This window comes from Agrobacterium sp. FDAARGOS_525 (assembly GCF_003938925.1).
GTDB classification, from domain to species: domain Bacteria; phylum Pseudomonadota; class Alphaproteobacteria; order Rhizobiales; family Rhizobiaceae; genus Agrobacterium; species Agrobacterium pusense.
In genome coordinates this window covers 670229-687500 of the sequence record NZ_RKIU01000004.1, presented here as the reverse complement: position 1 = coordinate 687500, position 17272 = coordinate 670229, and the positions used below count along the sequence as shown (strand labels likewise).

At 57.8% G+C, this 17272-nt stretch carries 13 protein-coding genes, 1 tRNA gene, 2 rRNA genes and 1 pseudogene (1 of these 17 only partly in view); 9 read left to right on the top strand and 8 right to left on the bottom strand.

Going from position 1 to position 17272, the window contains the following annotated elements; all coding sequences use genetic code 11:
- The 3 genes from EGT36_RS19525 to EGT36_RS19515 form a co-directional block, all read left to right on the top strand.
- Positions 1-1939, top strand: a 23S ribosomal RNA gene (locus tag EGT36_RS19525) (it extends 860 nt beyond the left edge of the window).
- Positions 1940-2203: 264 nt separating this feature from the next.
- Positions 2204-2318, top strand: a 5S ribosomal RNA gene (rrf, locus tag EGT36_RS19520).
- Positions 2319-2537: 219 nt separating this feature from the next.
- Positions 2538-2614: transfer RNA gene (locus EGT36_RS19515), tRNA-Met, on the top strand.
- Here the strand turns inward: EGT36_RS19515 and EGT36_RS30570 are convergent.
- The 7 genes and pseudogenes from EGT36_RS30570 to EGT36_RS19480 all read right to left on the bottom strand — a co-directional run bounded on the left by EGT36_RS30570 (position 2593) and on the right by EGT36_RS19480 (position 9096).
- The gene (locus EGT36_RS30570; protein ID WP_169692080.1) at positions 2593-2790 is read right to left on the bottom strand and encodes a hypothetical protein; all 198 of its coding nucleotides are present in this window, start codon (positions 2788-2790) and stop codon (positions 2593-2595) included. The genes EGT36_RS19515 and EGT36_RS30570 overlap by 22 nt on opposite strands.
- 126 nt (positions 2791-2916) lie before the next feature.
- Positions 2917-3805 (bottom strand): annotated as a pseudogene (locus tag EGT36_RS19505) (IS3 family transposase); the annotation flags it as partial.
- A gap of 191 nt (positions 3806-3996) precedes the next feature.
- Positions 3997-5046 carry an ABC transporter ATP-binding protein gene (locus tag EGT36_RS19500; RefSeq protein ID WP_125270878.1) on the bottom strand — a complete coding sequence of 350 codons (1050 nt, stop codon included), beginning with the start codon at positions 5044-5046 and terminating at the stop codon, positions 3997-3999.
- A complete protein-coding gene (locus EGT36_RS19495) occupies positions 5046-6092 on the bottom strand; it encodes an NAD(P)-dependent alcohol dehydrogenase (RefSeq protein ID WP_004438046.1) in 1047 nt (348 codons plus the stop codon). The genes EGT36_RS19500 and EGT36_RS19495 overlap by 1 nt, the downstream gene beginning before the upstream one ends.
- A gap of 7 nt (positions 6093-6099) precedes the next feature.
- Positions 6100-6918, bottom strand: coding sequence for a carbohydrate ABC transporter permease (locus EGT36_RS19490; RefSeq protein ID WP_006698723.1), 819 nt, complete (start codon positions 6916-6918; stop codon positions 6100-6102).
- Positions 6915-7778 carry a carbohydrate ABC transporter permease gene (locus EGT36_RS19485; protein ID WP_004438055.1) on the bottom strand — a complete coding sequence of 288 codons (864 nt, stop codon included), beginning with the start codon at positions 7776-7778 and terminating at the stop codon, positions 6915-6917. Before EGT36_RS19485 ends, EGT36_RS19490 begins: the two co-directional genes overlap by 4 nt.
- Positions 7779-7845: 67 nt before the next feature.
- Positions 7846-9096: an ABC transporter substrate-binding protein gene (locus EGT36_RS19480; RefSeq protein ID WP_112636630.1), complete on the bottom strand. Its 1251-nt coding sequence runs from the start codon at positions 9094-9096 to the stop codon at positions 7846-7848.
- A gap of 135 nt (positions 9097-9231) precedes the next feature.
- Here EGT36_RS19480 and EGT36_RS19475 point away from each other — a divergent pair, with 135 nt between their 5' ends.
- From EGT36_RS19475 to EGT36_RS19465, 3 genes are all read left to right on the top strand, one after another.
- On the top strand, positions 9232-10164 hold the full coding sequence (locus EGT36_RS19475) for an AraC family transcriptional regulator (RefSeq protein ID WP_112636632.1): 933 nt from the start codon (positions 9232-9234) through the stop codon (positions 10162-10164).
- A 152-nt stretch (positions 10165-10316) separates the two neighbouring features.
- The gene (locus EGT36_RS19470) at positions 10317-10847 is read left to right on the top strand and encodes a lipocalin family protein (RefSeq protein WP_112636634.1); all 531 of its coding nucleotides are present in this window, start codon (positions 10317-10319) and stop codon (positions 10845-10847) included.
- Positions 10848-10859: 12 nt separating this feature from the next.
- Entirely contained in the window at positions 10860-11561 is a 702-nt protein-coding gene (locus EGT36_RS19465; protein WP_172965677.1) for an SDR family NAD(P)-dependent oxidoreductase, read from the top strand.
- 104 nt (positions 11562-11665) lie between these two features.
- Here EGT36_RS19465 and EGT36_RS19460 read toward each other — a convergent pair whose 3' ends face one another.
- Positions 11666-12817: a glucoamylase family protein gene (locus tag EGT36_RS19460; RefSeq protein ID WP_052114219.1), complete on the bottom strand. Its 1152-nt coding sequence runs from the start codon at positions 12815-12817 to the stop codon at positions 11666-11668.
- 324 nt (positions 12818-13141) lie between these two features.
- Here EGT36_RS19460 and EGT36_RS19455 point away from each other — a divergent pair, with 324 nt between their 5' ends.
- The 3 genes from EGT36_RS19455 to EGT36_RS19445 are packed head-to-tail and all read left to right on the top strand — an operon-like array spanning position 13142 to position 17263.
- A complete protein-coding gene (locus EGT36_RS19455) occupies positions 13142-13801 on the top strand; it encodes an ABC transporter ATP-binding protein (protein WP_037090959.1) in 660 nt (219 codons plus the stop codon).
- A complete protein-coding gene (locus EGT36_RS19450) occupies positions 13798-16206 on the top strand; it encodes an ABC transporter permease (protein ID WP_125270877.1) in 2409 nt (802 codons plus the stop codon). Before EGT36_RS19455 ends, EGT36_RS19450 begins: the two co-directional genes overlap by 4 nt.
- Positions 16196-17263, top strand: a complete 1068-nt coding sequence (locus EGT36_RS19445; RefSeq protein ID WP_112636636.1) for a lipocalin-like domain-containing protein — start codon at positions 16196-16198, stop codon at positions 17261-17263. The genes EGT36_RS19450 and EGT36_RS19445 overlap by 11 nt, the downstream gene beginning before the upstream one ends.
- Positions 17264-17272 lie beyond the last annotated feature (9 nt).

Genomic DNA, 17272 nt, shown 5'->3' with positions numbered 1-17272 from the left:
CTATTTAGGTAGAGCGTCGACCGAATACCCTCGGGGGTAGAGCACTGGATGGGCTATGGGGACTCACCGTCTTACTGATCCTAACCAAACTCCGAATACCGAGGAGTACTAGTCGGCAGACACACGGCGGGTGCTAACGTCCGTCGTGAAAAGGGCAACAACCCTGACCTCCAGCTAAGGTCCCCAAGTCATGGCTAAGTGGGAAAGGATGTGAGGATCCCAAAACAACCAGGATGTTGGCTTAGAAGCAGCCATCATTTAAAGAAAGCGTAACAGCTCACTGGTCTAAATAAGGGTCTTTGCGCCGAAAATGTAACGGGGCTAAAGCCATGCACCGAAGCTGAGGATTTGCAGCAATGCAAGTGGTAGCGGAGCGTTCCGTAAGTCTGTGAAGGCGGACCCGTGAGGGCTGCTGGAGATATCGGAAGTGCGAATGTTGACATGAGTAACGATAAAGGGAGTGAGAGACTCCCTCGCCGAAAGACCAAGGGTTCCTGCTTAAAGTTAATCTGAGCAGGGTTAGCCGGCCCCTAAGACGAGGCGGACACGCGTAGTCGATGGGAACCACGTTAATATTCGTGGGCCTGGTGGTAGTGACGGATCTCGTGTGTTGTTCAACCTTATTGGATTGGTTGGGCGGCGAAGAGGTTCCAGGAAATAGCTCCACCGTATAGACCGTACCCGAAACCGACACAGGTGGTCAGGTAGAGTATACCAAGGCGCTTGAGAGAACTATGTTGAAGGAACTCGGCAAATTGCACGCGTAACTTCGGAAGAAGCGTGACCCTTTTGTACGCAAGTATGATGGGGTGGCACAGACCAGGGGGTAGCGACTGTTTATCAAAAACACAGGGCTCTGCGAAGTAGCAATACGACGTATAGGGTCTGACGCCTGCCCGGTGCTGGAAGGTTAAAGGGAGGGGTGCAAGCTCTGAACTGAAGCCCCAGTAAACGGCGGCCGTAACTATAACGGTCCTAAGGTAGCGAAATTCCTTGTCGGGTAAGTTCCGACCTGCACGAATGGCGTAACGACTTCCCCGCTGTCTCCAACATAGACTCAGTGAAATTGAATTCCCCGTGAAGATGCGGGGTTCCTGCGGTCAGACGGAAAGACCCCGTGCACCTTTACTATAGCTTTACACTGGCATTCGCCAAGGCATGTGTAGGATAGGTGGTAGGCTTTGAAGCAGGGACGCCAGTTTCTGTGGAGCCATCCTTGAAATACCACCCTTATCTTCGTGGATGTCTAACCGCGGTCCGTTATCCGGATCCGGGACAGTGTATGGTGGGTAGTTTGACTGGGGCGGTCGCCTCCGAAAGAGTAACGGAGGCGCGCGATGGTTAGCTCAGACCGGTCGGAAATCGGTCGTCGAGTGCAATGGCATAAGCTAGCCTGACTGCGAGACTGACAAGTCGAGCAGAGACGAAAGTCGGTCATAGTGATCCGGTGGTCCCGTGTGGAAGGGCCATCGCTCAACGGATAAAAGGTACGCCGGGGATAACAGGCTGATGACCCCCAAGAGTCCATATCGACGGGGTTGTTTGGCACCTCGATGTCGACTCATCGCATCCTGGGGCTGGAGCAGGTCCCAAGGGTATGGCTGTTCGCCATTTAAAGCGGTACGTGAGTTGGGTTCAGAACGTCGTGAGACAGTTCGGTCCCTATCTGCCGTGGGTGTAGGAATATTGACAGGATCTGTCCCTAGTACGAGAGGACCGGGATGGACGTATCTCTGGTGGATCTGTTGTCCTGCCAAGGGCATAGCAGAGTAGCTATATACGGAATGGATAACCGCTGAAGGCATCTAAGCGGGAAACCAACCTGAAAACGAGTGTTCCCTATCAGAGCCGTGGAAGACGACCACGTTGATAGGACGGGTGTGGAAGCACAGCAATGTGTGAAGCTTACCGTTACTAATAGCTCGATCGACTTCTTCGTTCCCATTGTTCATGCTCATCAAGCGGAGCTTGATGATCTGTTCTGTCTTCACGCTGACGTGGCCTTCGGCCACTACGCTGCAGACGGCGCGCCAAACGATTGGCGACGGACTAGCGTCCTGTATGGGCGCCACGCTCGACCTCGAGCAAGGCAACATACGGATAAGTCACAGAAACGACGTGTAAATTAAATAGAGCCTTGAGCTCTCCAGCTTCTCGAAAATAACGTTCATGTGAAAACATGAACAATGTTGCGTTTTGCCGACCTGGTGGTTATCGCGGGGCGGCTGCACCCGTTCCCATTCCGAACACGGCCGTGAAACGCCCCAGCGCCAATGGTACTTCGTCTCAAGACGCGGGAGAGTAGGTCGCTGCCAGGTCTGCAAAACGCATCAAAATCTTCTCATCACATCCCTCGGCCCAGCCGAAAAAAAAGGGCCGCCAAAAGCGGCCTTTTGCAGTTTAAGACAAAACTTAAGGAAAACGCCAAGTGCGTCCCTTACAGGAGATAAATTGCTCCGCAATTTACTCCGGCAAAGATCCGTCGTCGCTAAAGCAACGACGTAACCGCGACATTCGGCCTTGCCGAATGCGCTGGACGCGGGGTGGAGCAGCCCGGTAGCTCGTCAGGCTCATAACCTGAAGGCCGCAGGTTCAAATCCTGCCCCCGCAACCAAAACAACAATCCAAAACAAAACAGATAAACCACACCCAAAGCCACCCTTCACGCACAAGCACCCGCACTGAAACTTGCAAATTCGCCCATTCAAGTCGCTTCTCAAAAAGCTCCTCCGCGTAGCCGTCGAGGAGCTTTTTTTGTTTTTGCTGCGTGTCGATCTCCCCAGCTTCCATGACCTTTGACCTTGCCCCCCAAATTTTATCCAGTGTTGGGTTTGCTCCAACGTTTTTGGGTTGCTGTATTCTGGGAGGTAACGGCGGGTTGCGGTGCGGAGCCATTCCGGCTGCGCAGCACCGCATCACGTCACGTCGCGGGTTGATTGTCTGAGCGAAGAACTCGGCGGGTGTCAGCCACACGAGTCCAGAGTTTAGTCGATGATCGTTGTAATCGCTGCGCCAGTTTGAAGACCCAGATCGGGCCTGGATCAGTTACGAGAAGAGCGTTTCATTCAAGAACTCGTCTCGCAGCCGCCCATTGAAGCTCACGGATGAAGGCGTGCTGGATCGGTTTGCCTGGCGCGATATAGTGCCAGGCAGCCTTGGTCCGATCCGTCCATTGCAGGATCGCGTTGCCGGTGAACTCGCTGCCATTGTCGCTGACGATCATCTTCGGCTTGCCCCGTCCCTCGATTATCTGCTCCGCCTCACGAGCGACCCCCAAGCCGGAAAGAGAAGTATCGGCGACGAGTGTCAGGCACTCCCTGGTACGATCGTCGACGACGGTCAGCACCCGGGACCTGCGGCCATCGGTGAGTTGAGCCGAGACGAAGTCCAGCGACCAGCGATCATCGGCGGCAAGCGGGATCAGCATCGGTGCACCTGCACCGATCGCGCGCTCGCGGCCACCGCGCTTGCGCACGGTCAGCTTCTCCCCCCGATAAAGCCGGAAGAGCCGCTTGCGGTTGACAAGGTACCCCTCCCGCCTGAGCAGCACATGAAGGCGCCGATATCCAAAGCGGCGGCGTTCATTCGCCAGCGCCTTCGCTGCGCCTGGTTTCGAAACAGATCGTCATTCGGCAGAAGCCCACGGCTACACGTCCGCCGTTCGCTCATCTCGTGCGGGCGTCACCACTTCTTTGCTATAAGCTATTTTAAAGCCGCATTGTCGAGTATAGCATCCGCCAGAGGCCGCTTCAGCTTCGTGTTTTCGTCTTTCTGCGTCTTTAGCCTTGGCTTCGGATACATCCATGCGTTCCCTGTGTGCCCGGACAACGCTTTCGCTTTTCGCTCTTTCTGGGTCACTTCGTTGAAATCCGGGTGCTTTCCGGGTGATCGACCGACGGATGGATGGGAGAAAGTGGAACCCGATGGACCGCCTGAGCTGCATCACAGGCGTTTCATTGCGCGGCACGCCGCCATCCTGGGCCAGTCTCACCACGGTTAATTCAGTCTCAGGCCCGATCCGGGATCAAAGACGTGAATATCAGAAGAGGCGACTTCGACTCCGATTATTTCGCCAATTGCTGGTCGTATCTCGGCGGGCACGGAAATGTTGATCTCGTGGCGATCATTCTTGAGGCAGATAAGGCGTGTCTCGCCGTGGAACTCATTGCGCTCAACGGTTCCACGAAACGCCTTGGCATCGTGGTTCAAGCGGAATGATCCCGGCCTGATCCCGACGGTGACCTCACCGGAGCGTAGACCAGCAGGGGCTGCAAACTTCACGAGATCGTCGCCGACGCCCTCCGGCGTCATCTGCAATTGCAGGAAATTCATGTTCGGAGTGCCGATGAAGCCTGCGGCAAAGATGGTTCGGGGTGTCTGGTAAATCTCTTCAGGCGTGCCCATCTGCTCGATCCGTCCGTCTTTCATGAGGACGATACGATCGGCAAGCGTCATGGCTTCGAGCTGGTCATGAGTGACGTAGATGCTCGTCGTTTTCAGGTCCCTGTGGAGCCGTGCGATCTCAACACGCAGACTGCCCCGGAGCTTGGCGTCGAGGTTCGAAAGCGGCTCGTCGAAGAGAAAAACTTCCGGCGTCTTGATCATGGCGCGGGCAATCGCCACACGCTGTTGCTGTCCGCCCGACAGTTCCGTGGGTTTGCGCGCAAGGTAGACGCCAAGTCCCAGCGCATCGACCACGGGTGCAAGACGCTGATCGATTGCAGACTTTCCAATACCGGCCCTCTCGAGCCCGAAGGTGATGTTGTCCCGTACGCTCATATGAGGGTACAGCGCATAATTCTGAAACACCATGGCGATGCCCCGGTCGCCGGGGTCGCTGTCGTTCATCCGCTCGCCGCCGATGAGAAGATCTCCGCCGGAAATTTCCTCAAGCCCGGCAATCATTCGCAGCATGGTGGATTTCCCGCAGCCTGACGGTCCGAGAAAGACGACGAATTCGTGGTTATCGATCTTGAGGTCAAAATCCCGCATGACCTCCAGCGAACCATAGACTTTCCGGATTCCCCGGCATTCGACGGTGGCCATCAATGCGTCTCCCCATTCATCACGATCTGCAGCTTCACATCTTCCGGCCGGCCTTCGGCCGCCCTCTCGAAAGCGGCAATCGATTGATCGAAGGCATAGGTGCCGGAGACCAATGGTTTCAGGTCAACCTTGCCGGCGGCAATCAGCGCCAAAGCGCGATCGAATACGTTGGCGTAGCGGAAAACCGTCTCGATACGGCATTCGCGGAAGCAGGCTGCTGCAAGGTCCACGGCGACGGGTTCCGGCGGCAGGCCGACGATAACAACCGTTCCGCCTGGGCGGACGACCTTGAAGAGATCCCGGACCGCAGCCGGCGCGCCCGAGCATTCGAAGACTATGTCCGCTCCCCAACCTTCGGTTTCCTCATTGACCGTCTGAACGAGATCAACCTCCTTCAGGTTGACACCGGTTATGCCACCATAGCTTTCGGCAAGTTTGAGCTTGGTCGCGGAAATGTCCGAAATGAACACCCGAGAGCAGCCACCGGCCAGAGCGGCGAGCGCCACCATGATGCCGATCGTCCCGCAGCCGGTAACGACCGCGGTATCGCCAGGCGTGATGTTGGCCCGGGCGGCCGCCTGCATGCCCACGGCAAATGGTTCGACCATCGCCCCTTCGGCAAAGGAGACATTGTCCGGCAGCTTGTAGGTGAAACTCGCCGGATGAACCGTTTCGGGGCAAAGCACACCGTGCACCGGTGGCGTCGCCCAGAAGGTGACAGCGGGATCAACATTGTAGAGGCCGAGCCGCGACGCGCGAGATTTCGGATCGGGAATGCCGGGCTCCATGCAGACGCGGTCGCCGGGCTTCAAATGCGTTACATTGGCTCCGGTCTCGATGACAGTCCCCGCGGCCTCGTGGCCGAGCACCATTGGCTCATTGACGACGAAGTCACCGATGCGCCCGTGCGTATAATAATGCACGTCGCTGCCGCAGACACCGACGGTATGCAGACGAATGCGAACGTCATCCGGCCCCAATTGCTGCGGAATTTCGATGTCGCGCAGGGAGAGTTCGCCGACACGTTCGAGGACAAGTGCTTTCATGGGTCAGTCAACCTTGATCAGTTTTCTTGGAAAATGCGGCATTGAGGCCACCTGCAAGCACGCCGAGCAGGATCAGTGGCGGCAGCGACAAGAGGACGACGGCAGCGTTGAGGATACCCCACGGCACGTTCATGCCGAGCTGCGACATTTCGGACGCGATGATCGGCAGGGTTTTCGCCTTCGAGGTCGTGAGCATCATGGCAAGCAGGAACTCGTTCCATACAAGAACGAATGAGAAGGCGACCGCGCCAAAGACCTGGAAACGGGCAATTGGCAGGGCGATGCGGAAGAACGTCGCATAGGGACCAAGTCCATCCACCCGGGCAGCCTCTTCAACGTGAAGGCTGACGCGCTCAAAAGCCGGCACGGAAAGCCATATGGTTATTGAAGCGGTGACGATGAGATAGGTCACGATCAGCGACAGTCTCGTGTCGTAGAGATCAAGACCAAGCCAGATGACCAGCATGGGAATGGCGATTGCGACGGGCGGCAGGAAACGGAGCGACAGGACAAAAAACTGCGCCTCCGCCGTGATCCTGTTCTTGAATCGGGCAATCACATAGGCGGCGGGCACACCGAGTACTGCGCCGAGGACGACCGCACTCGAGCAGATGATCAACGAGTTGGTGAGCGCGCGCGCGACCGAACGGCGATTGAGCACATAGCTCATATTGTCGAGGACAGGCTGGAAGACGAGTTTGGGCGTCGATACCAGCAGGTCGGCATTGGTCTTGAAAGCGTTGAGCAGGGTCCAAAGCAGCGGCAGCACGACAAGTGCGGCGGCCAGAACCAGCAACACCCTGAGGAAGAAAGTGGAGACTTTCATCGGTTCAGCCTCTTCCACGTAAAGGTAAAGGTGACGATGGTCAGGACCATCATGATGACAGCCATGGAGGAGGCGTACGAAATCTTGCCGGCTTCGATGAAGCCCTGCGAATAGGCGTACATGTCCAGCGTCTCGGTAGAGATGCCGGGACCACCGCGCGTCATGACGTAGACGAGATCGAAGGAGCGCAGGCTCTCGATAGCCTTAACGAGGAGCAGGCTGATCAAGGGCGCTTTCAGCATCGGAAGCGTTACAAAACGATGGATTTCGAAGCGGCTCGCGCGATCGATACGTGCGGCTTCCAGCGGCTGCGGCGGCAGGGATTCCAGAAGCTTCAGGATGATGACTGCAAAGAACAAACCCCACTGCCAGACATCAACGAAGGCAACGGCAAGAAGGGCGCCGAGGGGTGTCGACAGAATATCGGGCGTAATGCCGGTGAGTTCCCTGACCGGCCAGGTCAAGGCGCCGTAGAGCGGATGAAAGGCGAATTTCCAGACGAAAGCGGCGCAAACCCGTGGCAAAAGAACGGGAATGATGAAAAGCACGCAGAGAACGTTTCGTACGCGAGGGCTTGCGGCCTCGAACATCGCAATCCCGAGAGCAAGCCCGGTCACCATGGTCATTGAGACGCTGATGACCTCCCACTTGAAGGACACCCAAAGCGCGTTCAGAAAACGTGCATCTGAAAACAGCGCGGCATAATTGGCAAACCAGACGTAGTCCGCGTCGGGCGCAGACAGCGTGCGGTTTTGCAGGGAGATGTTGATGGCGTAGACCGTCGGCACGAGCGCCAGAACGATCAGGATGCTGAGAGTGGGTCCAAGAAAGACGTAAGGCAGCGAGCGGCCGCGGCGCATGGCAGATCCTCGGGTGGGGAAAAGGGGGCGCGTCACTGGACGCGCCCTTCAGACGGCTTGGGAGGCGTCAGAGTTTGGCGGCGAAAGCTTCGAGTTCGTTGAGCGTCGCCTTGATATCGGTGCGGCTGCCGGTGATCAGCTCTTCGAGCATGATGCCCCACTGGTTGCCCAGTTCCTGCCAGCGCGCATCCTGCCAGAAGGTCACGGTGGTATTTTCACCGGTCGCAGCCATGGCGTCGGCAAGGTTCTGGCCGAAGGTCTTGGCATATTCCGGGCTCTGGTAGGTGCTGGTGCGCGTCAGTTCGCCCGGCTGGCCGGCGGCGAGGCGGCGTGCTTCCTGTTCCTTGGATGTCGCCCAGGCAACGAAGAGACCGGCGCAGGCCTTCTCCTCGTCAGTCTTGTTGGCCTTGGAAGCAATCGCAAAACCATGGGCGTAACCGGCGCCGGGCAGCGGCGACGGCGGAACCGAGAATGCCACCTTGTCCGCAACCTGGCTCTGGGCCTTATCGACGGACATGCCGCCAAGAGGTGCGGATTCGATGATGATCGCCACCTTGCCGGAGCGGAAAGCGCCGGTGGACTCGTCCCAGGAGCCGGTCTGCGTGCCCGGTGCGGAATATTTAAAGAGTTCGAGATAGGTCTCGGTCGCCTTTACGGCCGCATCGGAATTGAAGGCAGGCTTGCCATCCTTGAACCACTCGCCGCCATTTGCCTTGAAGAAGGGCATCCAGCGCCAGACATTGGCGCCTGAACCGCGCTGACCGCGCAGGGCAGTGCCGTAGACGCCATTGGCCGGGTCATGCAGCTTCTTCACGGCGGCAAAATATTCGTCCCATGTCTTTGGCGGGGCGATGCCCGCCTTTTCCAGAAGGTCGGTGCGATAGACCATCAGGTCGCCGCCGCCCTGTACCGGTGCAAACCACTCCTTGCCGTCGTAGGTCGCAGCGGCGCGCATGCCGGCGTCGAAGTCCTTGTAGTCGTATTCTGCCGGGTAAAAACCTTCGAGCGGAACGATCCACTTTGACGAGGCAAAAAGCGCCAGATTGGCTTCGTCAACGTAATAGACGTTGAAGCTACCGACTGTCGAGGCGTCTGCCTGCGACTTTGCGCGGCGATCATTCTCGTTGAGATAACTGATCTCGAAGCCTGCGCCGGATAGTTCTTCGAACTCATCGACATATTTTTCGAGAAGGGTCAGTCCGTCGCGCGGCTGTGCCAGAACACGCACGTCGCTCGTGCATTGTGCGGCGGCAAACGCGCTGGACGCGGCAAATAGGGCAACAACCGCGCAGCCTGCGCGGAGAGCATTGAGTGTCATGATGTCCTCCCTTGGTGGCAACTCCCGTGCCATCGACGCGTCCAGATTTGCGCAAGCGACGGGCGCAAACTAGTTGGCGTCAGTCACAGAACTGGTATTATCTTGACATTTGTGCGCCATAACATGAGCAGATGAATGCGTATTGCATCAGACTTTCCTCAATCAGTATCTGAGACCTTCACCGCTACGCGCGAGCAGATCGTCTTGCCCCGAGGCGCTTCCTATCTGATCCGCCGGGACGACTATCCCAACCCGATCTGCATCTGGAACTATCATCCCGAATGGGAAATTCACTTCATACCTGATGCTACCGGCTTCGCTTATGTGGGAGACTACATCGGTTCGTTCCGTCCGGGGCATCTGGTGCTCACGGGGACAAACCTTCCCCATAACTGGATTACACCGGGCGCGCCGGCCTTGCCCGGCCGTGACATGGTCCTGCAGTTCGACGCGGATGCCTTGATTGGCGTCCGCTCGGTCTGTCCGGAGTTTGACGTGCTCTACCGACTGAAACCCCTGGCGCAACGCGGGATCGAGGTTCTGGGGGAAGACGCGTTTACTATCGGGGCGAAGATCCTCAGGCTGCATTCGGCAGGACACCGCGGCGGACTGGGCCTTTTTCTGGAAATCCTCGAGGATATCGAAACAGCCGCCGAGAAGCGGCTGCTCGCCAGCGAACACTTCATATCCGTTTATAATCAGGTGTCTGACCGCAGACATCGCAGGATCGATCAGGCGATCCAGATACTGCAATCGAATCCTGCCGCGCAAATGCAGGAAGTGGCAGAACTGGTCGGCTTCGAGCCCTCCGCATTTTCGCGTGCCTTCCGGCGCCTGACCGGCATGAACTTCTCCGACTATAGCCGTTCGGTGCGTGTATGGCGGGCGAGAACCCTGCTTGCAGAGACCGAGACATCGATTACGGATGTCTGTTTCGAGGCGGGCTTCAACAACCTGTCGAACTTCAATCGTTACTTTCGGATGGAGATGGGGCTTACACCTCGAGCCTACAGAAAGGCCGCTCGTATCAGGGCGAAATCCGTTATCGCAGGACCATCAGAGAAATAGGGTTTGCCGATGGCCTGAACGGGCCTGCGTGTGCAACGCTTTCTGACTCGGATGCGTTCTATGCCGCCAGCGTTCGTCTTTCATCGCTGTGGGGTATGCCGCAAAGGCGGGCGGATACCTGAACCTATGGGCGCCATCAACAGGAGGAGTTCATGCACACAGGTATCAAGCAGCTGATCGGAGCGCTAACGCTTGCGGTTGCGCTATCGGCGCAATCCGCTTCCGCCGCCAGCCCGAAGCCGGTGCCGGTTGGGAGCGATCATTACCGCGGCAAGTGGCTTGAGATTGGCCGTATGCCGATGCTGCTCACGGACGGCTGCGTCGCCGGCTATTCGACATACCGGCAGGGTAGGGCTGCAAACGAGGTTCTGGTGGAAGACGGCTGCCGGATCGACACTCCGCAGGGCCGGCTGAAAACCATCAGGGGCGTCGGCAAGATAGAAGACTTCGGTTCTGCGAATGCAAAGATGCGGGTTCGCTATCCTCTCCTCATCACTTTCAACTATTGGGTCCTGTATAAATCCCCGGACAAATCGTGGTTCATCAGCGCCAATCCCTCCACGGATGACGTGTGGATCTACGCCAGAAGCGTGCCCTCCAAAAGCAAACTTCAAAGAATGATCGCAGAAACGCGCAAGCTGGGTTACGACGTCAACAAGCTTGAGTTTCCAGCTCAGCGCTAAAGGACCCTGACGATGCTGCATTCCCTCGCAAATGGTTACAGGGCGATCGTGATAGGGGCATCCGGCGGCATAGGAGGGGCTTTGCTGTCTCTCCTTCAGACAGATCCTCGCTGCGCGCTCGCCCTGCCACTCTCGCGCAGCGGAGGTGATCTTGATATCATCGACGAGGCGAGTGTCGCCGGGGCTGTCAGCCGCCTGTCAGATCAGCGCGGCTCGTTCGATCTGGTCTTTAATGCAACGGGTGCGCTGACGATCGATGGCGTCGGACCGGAAAAGACGATCAAGGCGATTGATCCTTCCCAAATGGCCAAACAGTTCGCTGTCAATTCGATCGGACCAGCCCTGCTGCTGAAGCATTTTGCGCCGCTTCTGAAACGGGAGGAACGGTGCGTTTTTGCCTCGCTGTCCGCACGCGTCGGATCGATAGGAGACAACAGACTGGGCGGCTGGATTTCCTACAGGGCATCGAAGGCCGCCCAGAACCAGATAATCCGAACCGCGGCGATCGAAATCGCGCGTACCCATCCGCAGTCCATCGTGGTGGCGCTCCATCCGGGCACGGTGGATACTGACCTCTCGCAGGCCTTTTCAAAGGGCCGGGAGCGCTTTTCACCAAAACACTCCGCAGCAAGTCTCCTGGCAACGATAGATGGACTTACGCCCGCCCAGACAGGGCAGTTCTTCGCCTATGACGGCCGCAGGATAGAGTGGTAGGGCCGTGAGAGCGGCGAAGGGAGGCGTCAAACACCTCCGTCAAGCGATTAAACTCTACCTTCCGGGGTCCGCTGCAGCCGATCATAGGAACTGGCAGGTCTCCGTTACCGCGACGCCAGGAGATCATCTGTTTCCCGGTACCTGTCCGTGTGAAAGCCCAGCTTGATCAAGCCACGGCTGATCTCCGCCGCATTCATGAATAAATCCCAGATCAGGCCGCTGCGATGGTTTTCCATCATAGCAACTACGGGCCCCTGATCGATGGCGAGATGGGTTTTTGAAACCCAGCCGGTTGACGGCTGGAAGGAATCCATCAGGCCGAAACGACCCCTTAGTGCGCCGCCACGCCATTGCAGAAAGCGCACAGCCGCCCGTATCGATCGAACCGGCAGGAACGGCATGCTGGAGAGCGCAGCCGTCGTGGCAATGATGCCATGGTCATCGGTTGGAGAATTGACGGCATACCCCTTCGGCCCGTCGCAGGCCGATAGACCCCATCCGTCTTCCGGCGCATAACGGGTGCTGCAATACCGATAGTTGATGAGGCTATGGGCATGGACCTGCTCGAGATAATCACTGCAATAGGCATCACCCAAACCGCGCGGATCGAGAGTGCAGAATGAATATTGCGACAGGAAGAGCGGACCTCCATACGGCTCGCCGAGCGGCAGCCTGACGCCAAGATATCTCGCGTCGTTTCTGATCTCGCCATCGCGCGCCCAGCCGGAGTGGTAGGAGACCGGGTTTATTGCATGCGCGGCCGATCCTGCCGCAAGAACGTAAGTGACCAGAGCCTCGTTCCATCCCGCAATCGGCAGGTTCTTCGCCCAGCCGAAGCGGGGGCTCCAATGCCAGTAGAGAGGGCCGGGCTTTCCCTGTGTAAACCAGTTCCACTCCACTGCCTCCACGATGTCGGTAACCGACCGGCGCAGATCCATTTCCGTCGATGTCGGCTCGTCAAAGAACTCGCGGGCGCAGATCAGTGCCTGAACCAGAAGTGCAGTCTCAACGAGATCGCCGCCGTCATCGAACTTCGCAAATGGAATTGTCTTTCCGCCGGAGCTGTGGACAAAATGCGGAAAAGCGCCGTGAAATCGCTTCACCGCCCCGAGAGATCGCAGCATAAGGTTCGCCCGATCGATCGCCTCCTGCCGCGTAATCCAGGACCGGTGAACGCCGACAATGAGCGCAAGAAATCCGAACCCCACCCCCGATATGGATGTGATTTCGTGAATCGGCTGACCATCTGATCCCATGCGGTCCCTGGGAAGTCCGCTCTCGCGATGGCTGCCGGACCAGAAGTAGTCGAAGGTAGTGCGATGCAAGTCATCAAGTTCAGCAGAAAATTCGTCCGTCACCTCAAACCTCGAATGATCCGCAGCAAATCGCAACCACATCCGCAAACAGGCTTATCCGACTTGGTATTGATTCCAAATACCCGTGGAAGTGGTGGACATCGTATTGGTAGACAAAATCGGGGCCGGCTTCTGTCTCGCGCCAAGGGAACATCGTCGGGTCAGCTTGGTTGAAATCTGTGACCACATCCGATCATATAAGATCAGTTAGAGACCAAAGCTCCCATGATCCTATCAATTTCCGGCCTCAGAAAGACCTATCAGACCGCCGAAGGGACGATACCGGTTCTCAATGGCGTTGATCTGAGCGTTGACGCGGGAGAGAGCCTTGCATTGACGGGAGAATCCGGCAGCGGGAAAAGCACGCTCCTGCATCTTGTTGGCGGCCTTGATCTGCCCGACAGCGGCACCATCATGGTGAACGGCCGTACGATCACCGATCTTAACGACAGAGACCGCGCAATATTTCGCCGGCATGACGTCGGTTTGATTTTTCAGCAGTTCAATCTGATTCCGAGCCTCGATGTCGGCTCCAATGTCTCTTTCCACGCAAAGCTCGCGGGCCGTTTTGATCGGACGTGGGAAAAGACACTGGTCGAAGCCCTGGGAATTGCGGCGCTCCTCGACCGTTATCCCGAGCAGCTCTCGGGAGGGCAACAGCAGCGGGTTGCGATCGCAAGGACGCTTGCGGCCCGGCCGCCGCTGATCCTTGCCGACGAACCGACCGGCAATCTCGACGAGAACACCGCAGATATCGTTATCGACATCATGCTGCGACTGACGACGTCAGCGAAAATCGCGCTTCTGCTCGTCACCCATTCCAGCCGGCTCGCCGCAAAACTCGATCGGCGCATTGCCCTCAGCGGCGGAAAGGTGTCGCAATGAACGCGACCGCCTTCAGTGCGCTGCTCTCGCACTGGCGCTACAGACCACTGCAATTCTTGATGCTCGTCATGGGCGTGGCGCTCGCGACAGCGCTATGGTCTGCCGTACAGGCCATCAATTCCGAAGCGCGTGCCAGCTATGACAGGGCGGCCTCGCTATTGTCTCAAAACCAGCTGGATCAGCTGGTCGCCAAAGACGGCGGCATGATAGCCTTGGAAACCTACGCCAGACTTCGCCGGGCCGGCTTGGATGTCTCTCCGGTCATCGAAGGTCAACACCGGTTCGGGACGACGCGTATCAGGCTGATCGGGATTGACCCGTTGACGATGCCCTCGGATGGATCGGTACTTCCCCCTTCGGACCGATCCGGCCTTATAGACTTCATGACGGCGCCCGGCGTTATGATCGTCTCACCGGCGACGGCCAGCGCCTTAAAGGATACGGCGGGTCTTGCCGTCAGACCGACGGCCAATATTCCCGACGGGGCGGCTTTCGTCGACATTTCCACTGCTGCCCGCATCCTCGAACCCAAAGGAGATCTCAGCCGGATCGTCATTTCACCCTCACAAGCAGTGGATCGTCAGGCAATCGCGGTTGCCGCACCGGACCTGACAATAAGAGAAGCGGGCGGGCGATCGGATGTTGCGCGGCTCACCGACAGTTTTCATCTCAACCTCACGGCATTAGGCTTCCTTGCTTTTGTCGTTGGTCTGTTTATCGCCTATTCCGCAACCGGTCTGTCATTCGAGCAGAGGCGAGGCACTTTCAGAACCTTGAGATCGCTCGGCATCTCGCTCAGCTCACTCACGGTGATGCTCGTTTTTGAAATTACGCTTTTTGCCCTCTTGTCCGGCGCCTTTGGCGTCGTTCTCGGCTATGTCATCGCTTCTGCACTTCTGCCAGGGGTTGCCGCGACGCTCAGTGGGCTTTACGGGGCGAGCGTTTCAGGCTCACTTTCCATCAGGCCTGAATGGTGGCTGGCTGGTCTAGGCATGGCGCTGATCGGGACGTGGCTTTCCTCGCTGCAACATCTATGGCGTGTCTGGCGGATGCCGATATTGTCCGCAGCGCATAGCCGGGCATGGACAATGGCATCGGTCAGGGGGCTGGTGCTACAGGCAACAATCGGCACATTTCTGATCGTGCTGTCCGGCCTGCTTGTCTGGACTGGCAGTGGGCTCCTATCCGGATTTGCGGTTCTGGCCGCGCTCCTGCTCGGCGCGGCGTTTATTCTTCCTCCATTTCTCTCCTTTGCCATGAAGACAGGCGAACACGTTTCCCGACACATACTGGTGCGATGGTTCTTTGCAGATACGCGTCAGCAATTGCCCGGGCTCTCCCTTGCTTTGATGGCATTGCTGCTTGCGCTATCGGCCAATATCGGCGTCGGCACGATGGTCTCGAGCTTTCGAGAGACATTTCTGGGTTGGCTCGATCAGCGACTTGCAGCAGAGGTTTACGTGACAGCGCGAGACGAGACGGAAGCCGAGAAGCTACGCCAGTGGTTTCCTCAACATACACGCGCGGTTCTGCCCATCTGGAGCAGCCGTGGTGACGTCTCAGGCGAACAGGTCCAGATTTTTGGTGTCGCCGATGATCCTACCTACAGGGATCATTGGCCGTTGATCCTTCGCTCGCCCACGACCTGGGATGAAATTGCGAGCGGCCGGGGCGCAATCGTCAATGAGCAGTTGTGGCGGACCGGCAAGGCTTCACCTGGCCAGAAAATCCAATTGCCAGGTGGCTGGAGCGCTACCGTCGTCGGCGTATTTTCGGATTACGGCAATCCGTCCGGACAGGTGATTGTCGGCATTGATGCTCTTGTTGAGCACTATCCGGATGTCGAAAAACTGCGATATGGCCTTCGCCTTGCGCCGGAGGAGGTGGCGGATTTCCGACGCAGCCTGATGGACGAATTCGGCCTGCCGGAAGCCAATATCGTTGACCAGGCATCTCTTAAGCGGCAATCCGCAGCCATTTTCGAGCAGACCTTTGCGGTGACGGGCGCCCTGAACGTCCTGACGCTCGGCGTTGCCGGTTTTGCGATGTTTTCAAGCCTCTTGACGCTCGCCTCACTCCGGTTGCCGCAACTGGCCCCCGTCTGGGCGCTCGGACTTCGCCGTCGTGATCTGGCGTGGCTGGAGTTTATCCGCACACTCGCTTTGTGGTTCATAACTTTCGTGGCCGCCATTCCCGTCGGGCTTGCTTTGGCCTGGGTTCTCCTCGTGATCATCAATGTGGAAGCGTTCGGATGGCGGCTGCCGATGATCCTCTTCCCGATGGAATGGCTGAAACTGGGCCTTGTCGCCCTCGTGGCCGCCATCATGTCGGTTTTGATCCCGGTTCGGCGATTGGCGAAAACGACACCCACGGACCTTCTCAGGATATTTGCCAATGAACGCTAGGCCCATCATTCGTCTTTTTTTCGTTTGTTGTCTTCTCGCGCCGGCGGCATCGGTAGCGCAGGGTTTCGCCGGACTGGGGTCGAATGCGGAAGGCTTCAGCGTTCCACGACGAGGGGTGCCGCTGGTTTTTCCACGGGAGCATGGGCCGCATCCGGACTTCAGGATCGAATGGTGGTACGTCACCGCAAATCTCCAGACCGCCGATGGCGAGCAGCTAGGGGCTCAATGGACGCTTTTTCGTTCGGCGCTCCAGCCCGGCGAGAGCGCAGGATGGGCGGATCCGCAGATCTGGCTGGGTCACGCCGCCGTGACAACCGCCAGCCGCCATTATGTTGCCGAAAGACTGGCGCGCGGCGGCATTGGACAGGGGGGTGTCGGGGTCGCTCCTTTTAAGGCGTGGATAGATAATTGGGAGATGAAGACGGCAGTGACCGGACATGCCGACCCTCTCGATAAAATTGATTTGAACGCCAGCGGCAAAGGCTTTCATTATCAGCTCAAACTTCAGGCGAACGGCCCGTTGGTTCTTCAGGGGGACAGGGGCTTTTCGGTCAAATCAGCCGCCGGGCAGGCCAGCTATTATTATTCCCAGCCCTTCTACGAGGTCAGCGGCAACGTCGTTCTTGAGGGCCGGGTCCTGCAGGTGACAGGCAAAGCCTGGCTCGATCGTGAGTGGTCATCCCAGCCCCTCGCTTCCAATCAGACGGGATGGGACTGGTTTTCCCTCCACCTCGCATCCGGCGAAAAGATGATGGCGTTCAGGCTGAGAGATGACGAAGGAGGTTATACGTCTGCCAACTGGATTTCGGCCGATGGCACGACCTCGCCGGTCGATCCCCGGGAGATACAGATTTCGCCCTTGCGGACCGCAACGGTGAACGGCAAGGCGGTTCCGGTGGAATGGAACCTGAAGATTCCAAGCCGGGGTCTCGACATCAAAACGACGGCGCTGAACGAGCAGGCATGGATGGCGACCTCGACCCCTTACTGGGAGGGACCAGTCGAATTTACGGGAACGGCCTCGGGACGAGGCTACCTGGAAATGACCGGTTATTGAACTCGGCTC

Coding starts and splice junctions, on each gene's coding strand:
- EGT36_RS30570 (WP_169692080.1), bottom strand. CDS start 2,790: ATGGAAGCTGGGGAGATCGACACGCAGCAAAAACAAAAAAAGCTCCTC.
- EGT36_RS19500 (WP_125270878.1), bottom strand. CDS start 5,046: ATGGCCACCGTCGAATGCCGGGGAATCCGGAAAGTCTATGGTTCGCTG.
- EGT36_RS19495 (WP_004438046.1), bottom strand. CDS start 6,092: ATGAAAGCACTTGTCCTCGAACGTGTCGGCGAACTCTCCCTGCGCGAC.
- EGT36_RS19490 (WP_006698723.1), bottom strand. CDS start 6,918: ATGAAAGTCTCCACTTTCTTCCTCAGGGTGTTGCTGGTTCTGGCCGCC.
- EGT36_RS19485 (WP_004438055.1), bottom strand. CDS start 7,778: ATGCGCCGCGGCCGCTCGCTGCCTTACGTCTTTCTTGGACCCACTCTC.
- EGT36_RS19480 (WP_112636630.1), bottom strand. CDS start 9,096: ATGACACTCAATGCTCTCCGCGCAGGCTGCGCGGTTGTTGCCCTATTT.
- EGT36_RS19475 (WP_112636632.1), top strand. CDS start 9,232: ATGCGTATTGCATCAGACTTTCCTCAATCAGTATCTGAGACCTTCACC.
- EGT36_RS19470 (WP_112636634.1), top strand. CDS start 10,317: ATGCACACAGGTATCAAGCAGCTGATCGGAGCGCTAACGCTTGCGGTT.
- EGT36_RS19465 (WP_172965677.1), top strand. CDS start 10,860: ATGCTGCATTCCCTCGCAAATGGTTACAGGGCGATCGTGATAGGGGCA.
- EGT36_RS19460 (WP_052114219.1), bottom strand. CDS start 12,817: ATGGGATCAGATGGTCAGCCGATTCACGAAATCACATCCATATCGGGG.
- EGT36_RS19455 (WP_037090959.1), top strand. CDS start 13,142: ATGATCCTATCAATTTCCGGCCTCAGAAAGACCTATCAGACCGCCGAA.
- EGT36_RS19450 (WP_125270877.1), top strand. CDS start 13,798: ATGAACGCGACCGCCTTCAGTGCGCTGCTCTCGCACTGGCGCTACAGA.
- EGT36_RS19445 (WP_112636636.1), top strand. CDS start 16,196: ATGAACGCTAGGCCCATCATTCGTCTTTTTTTCGTTTGTTGTCTTCTC.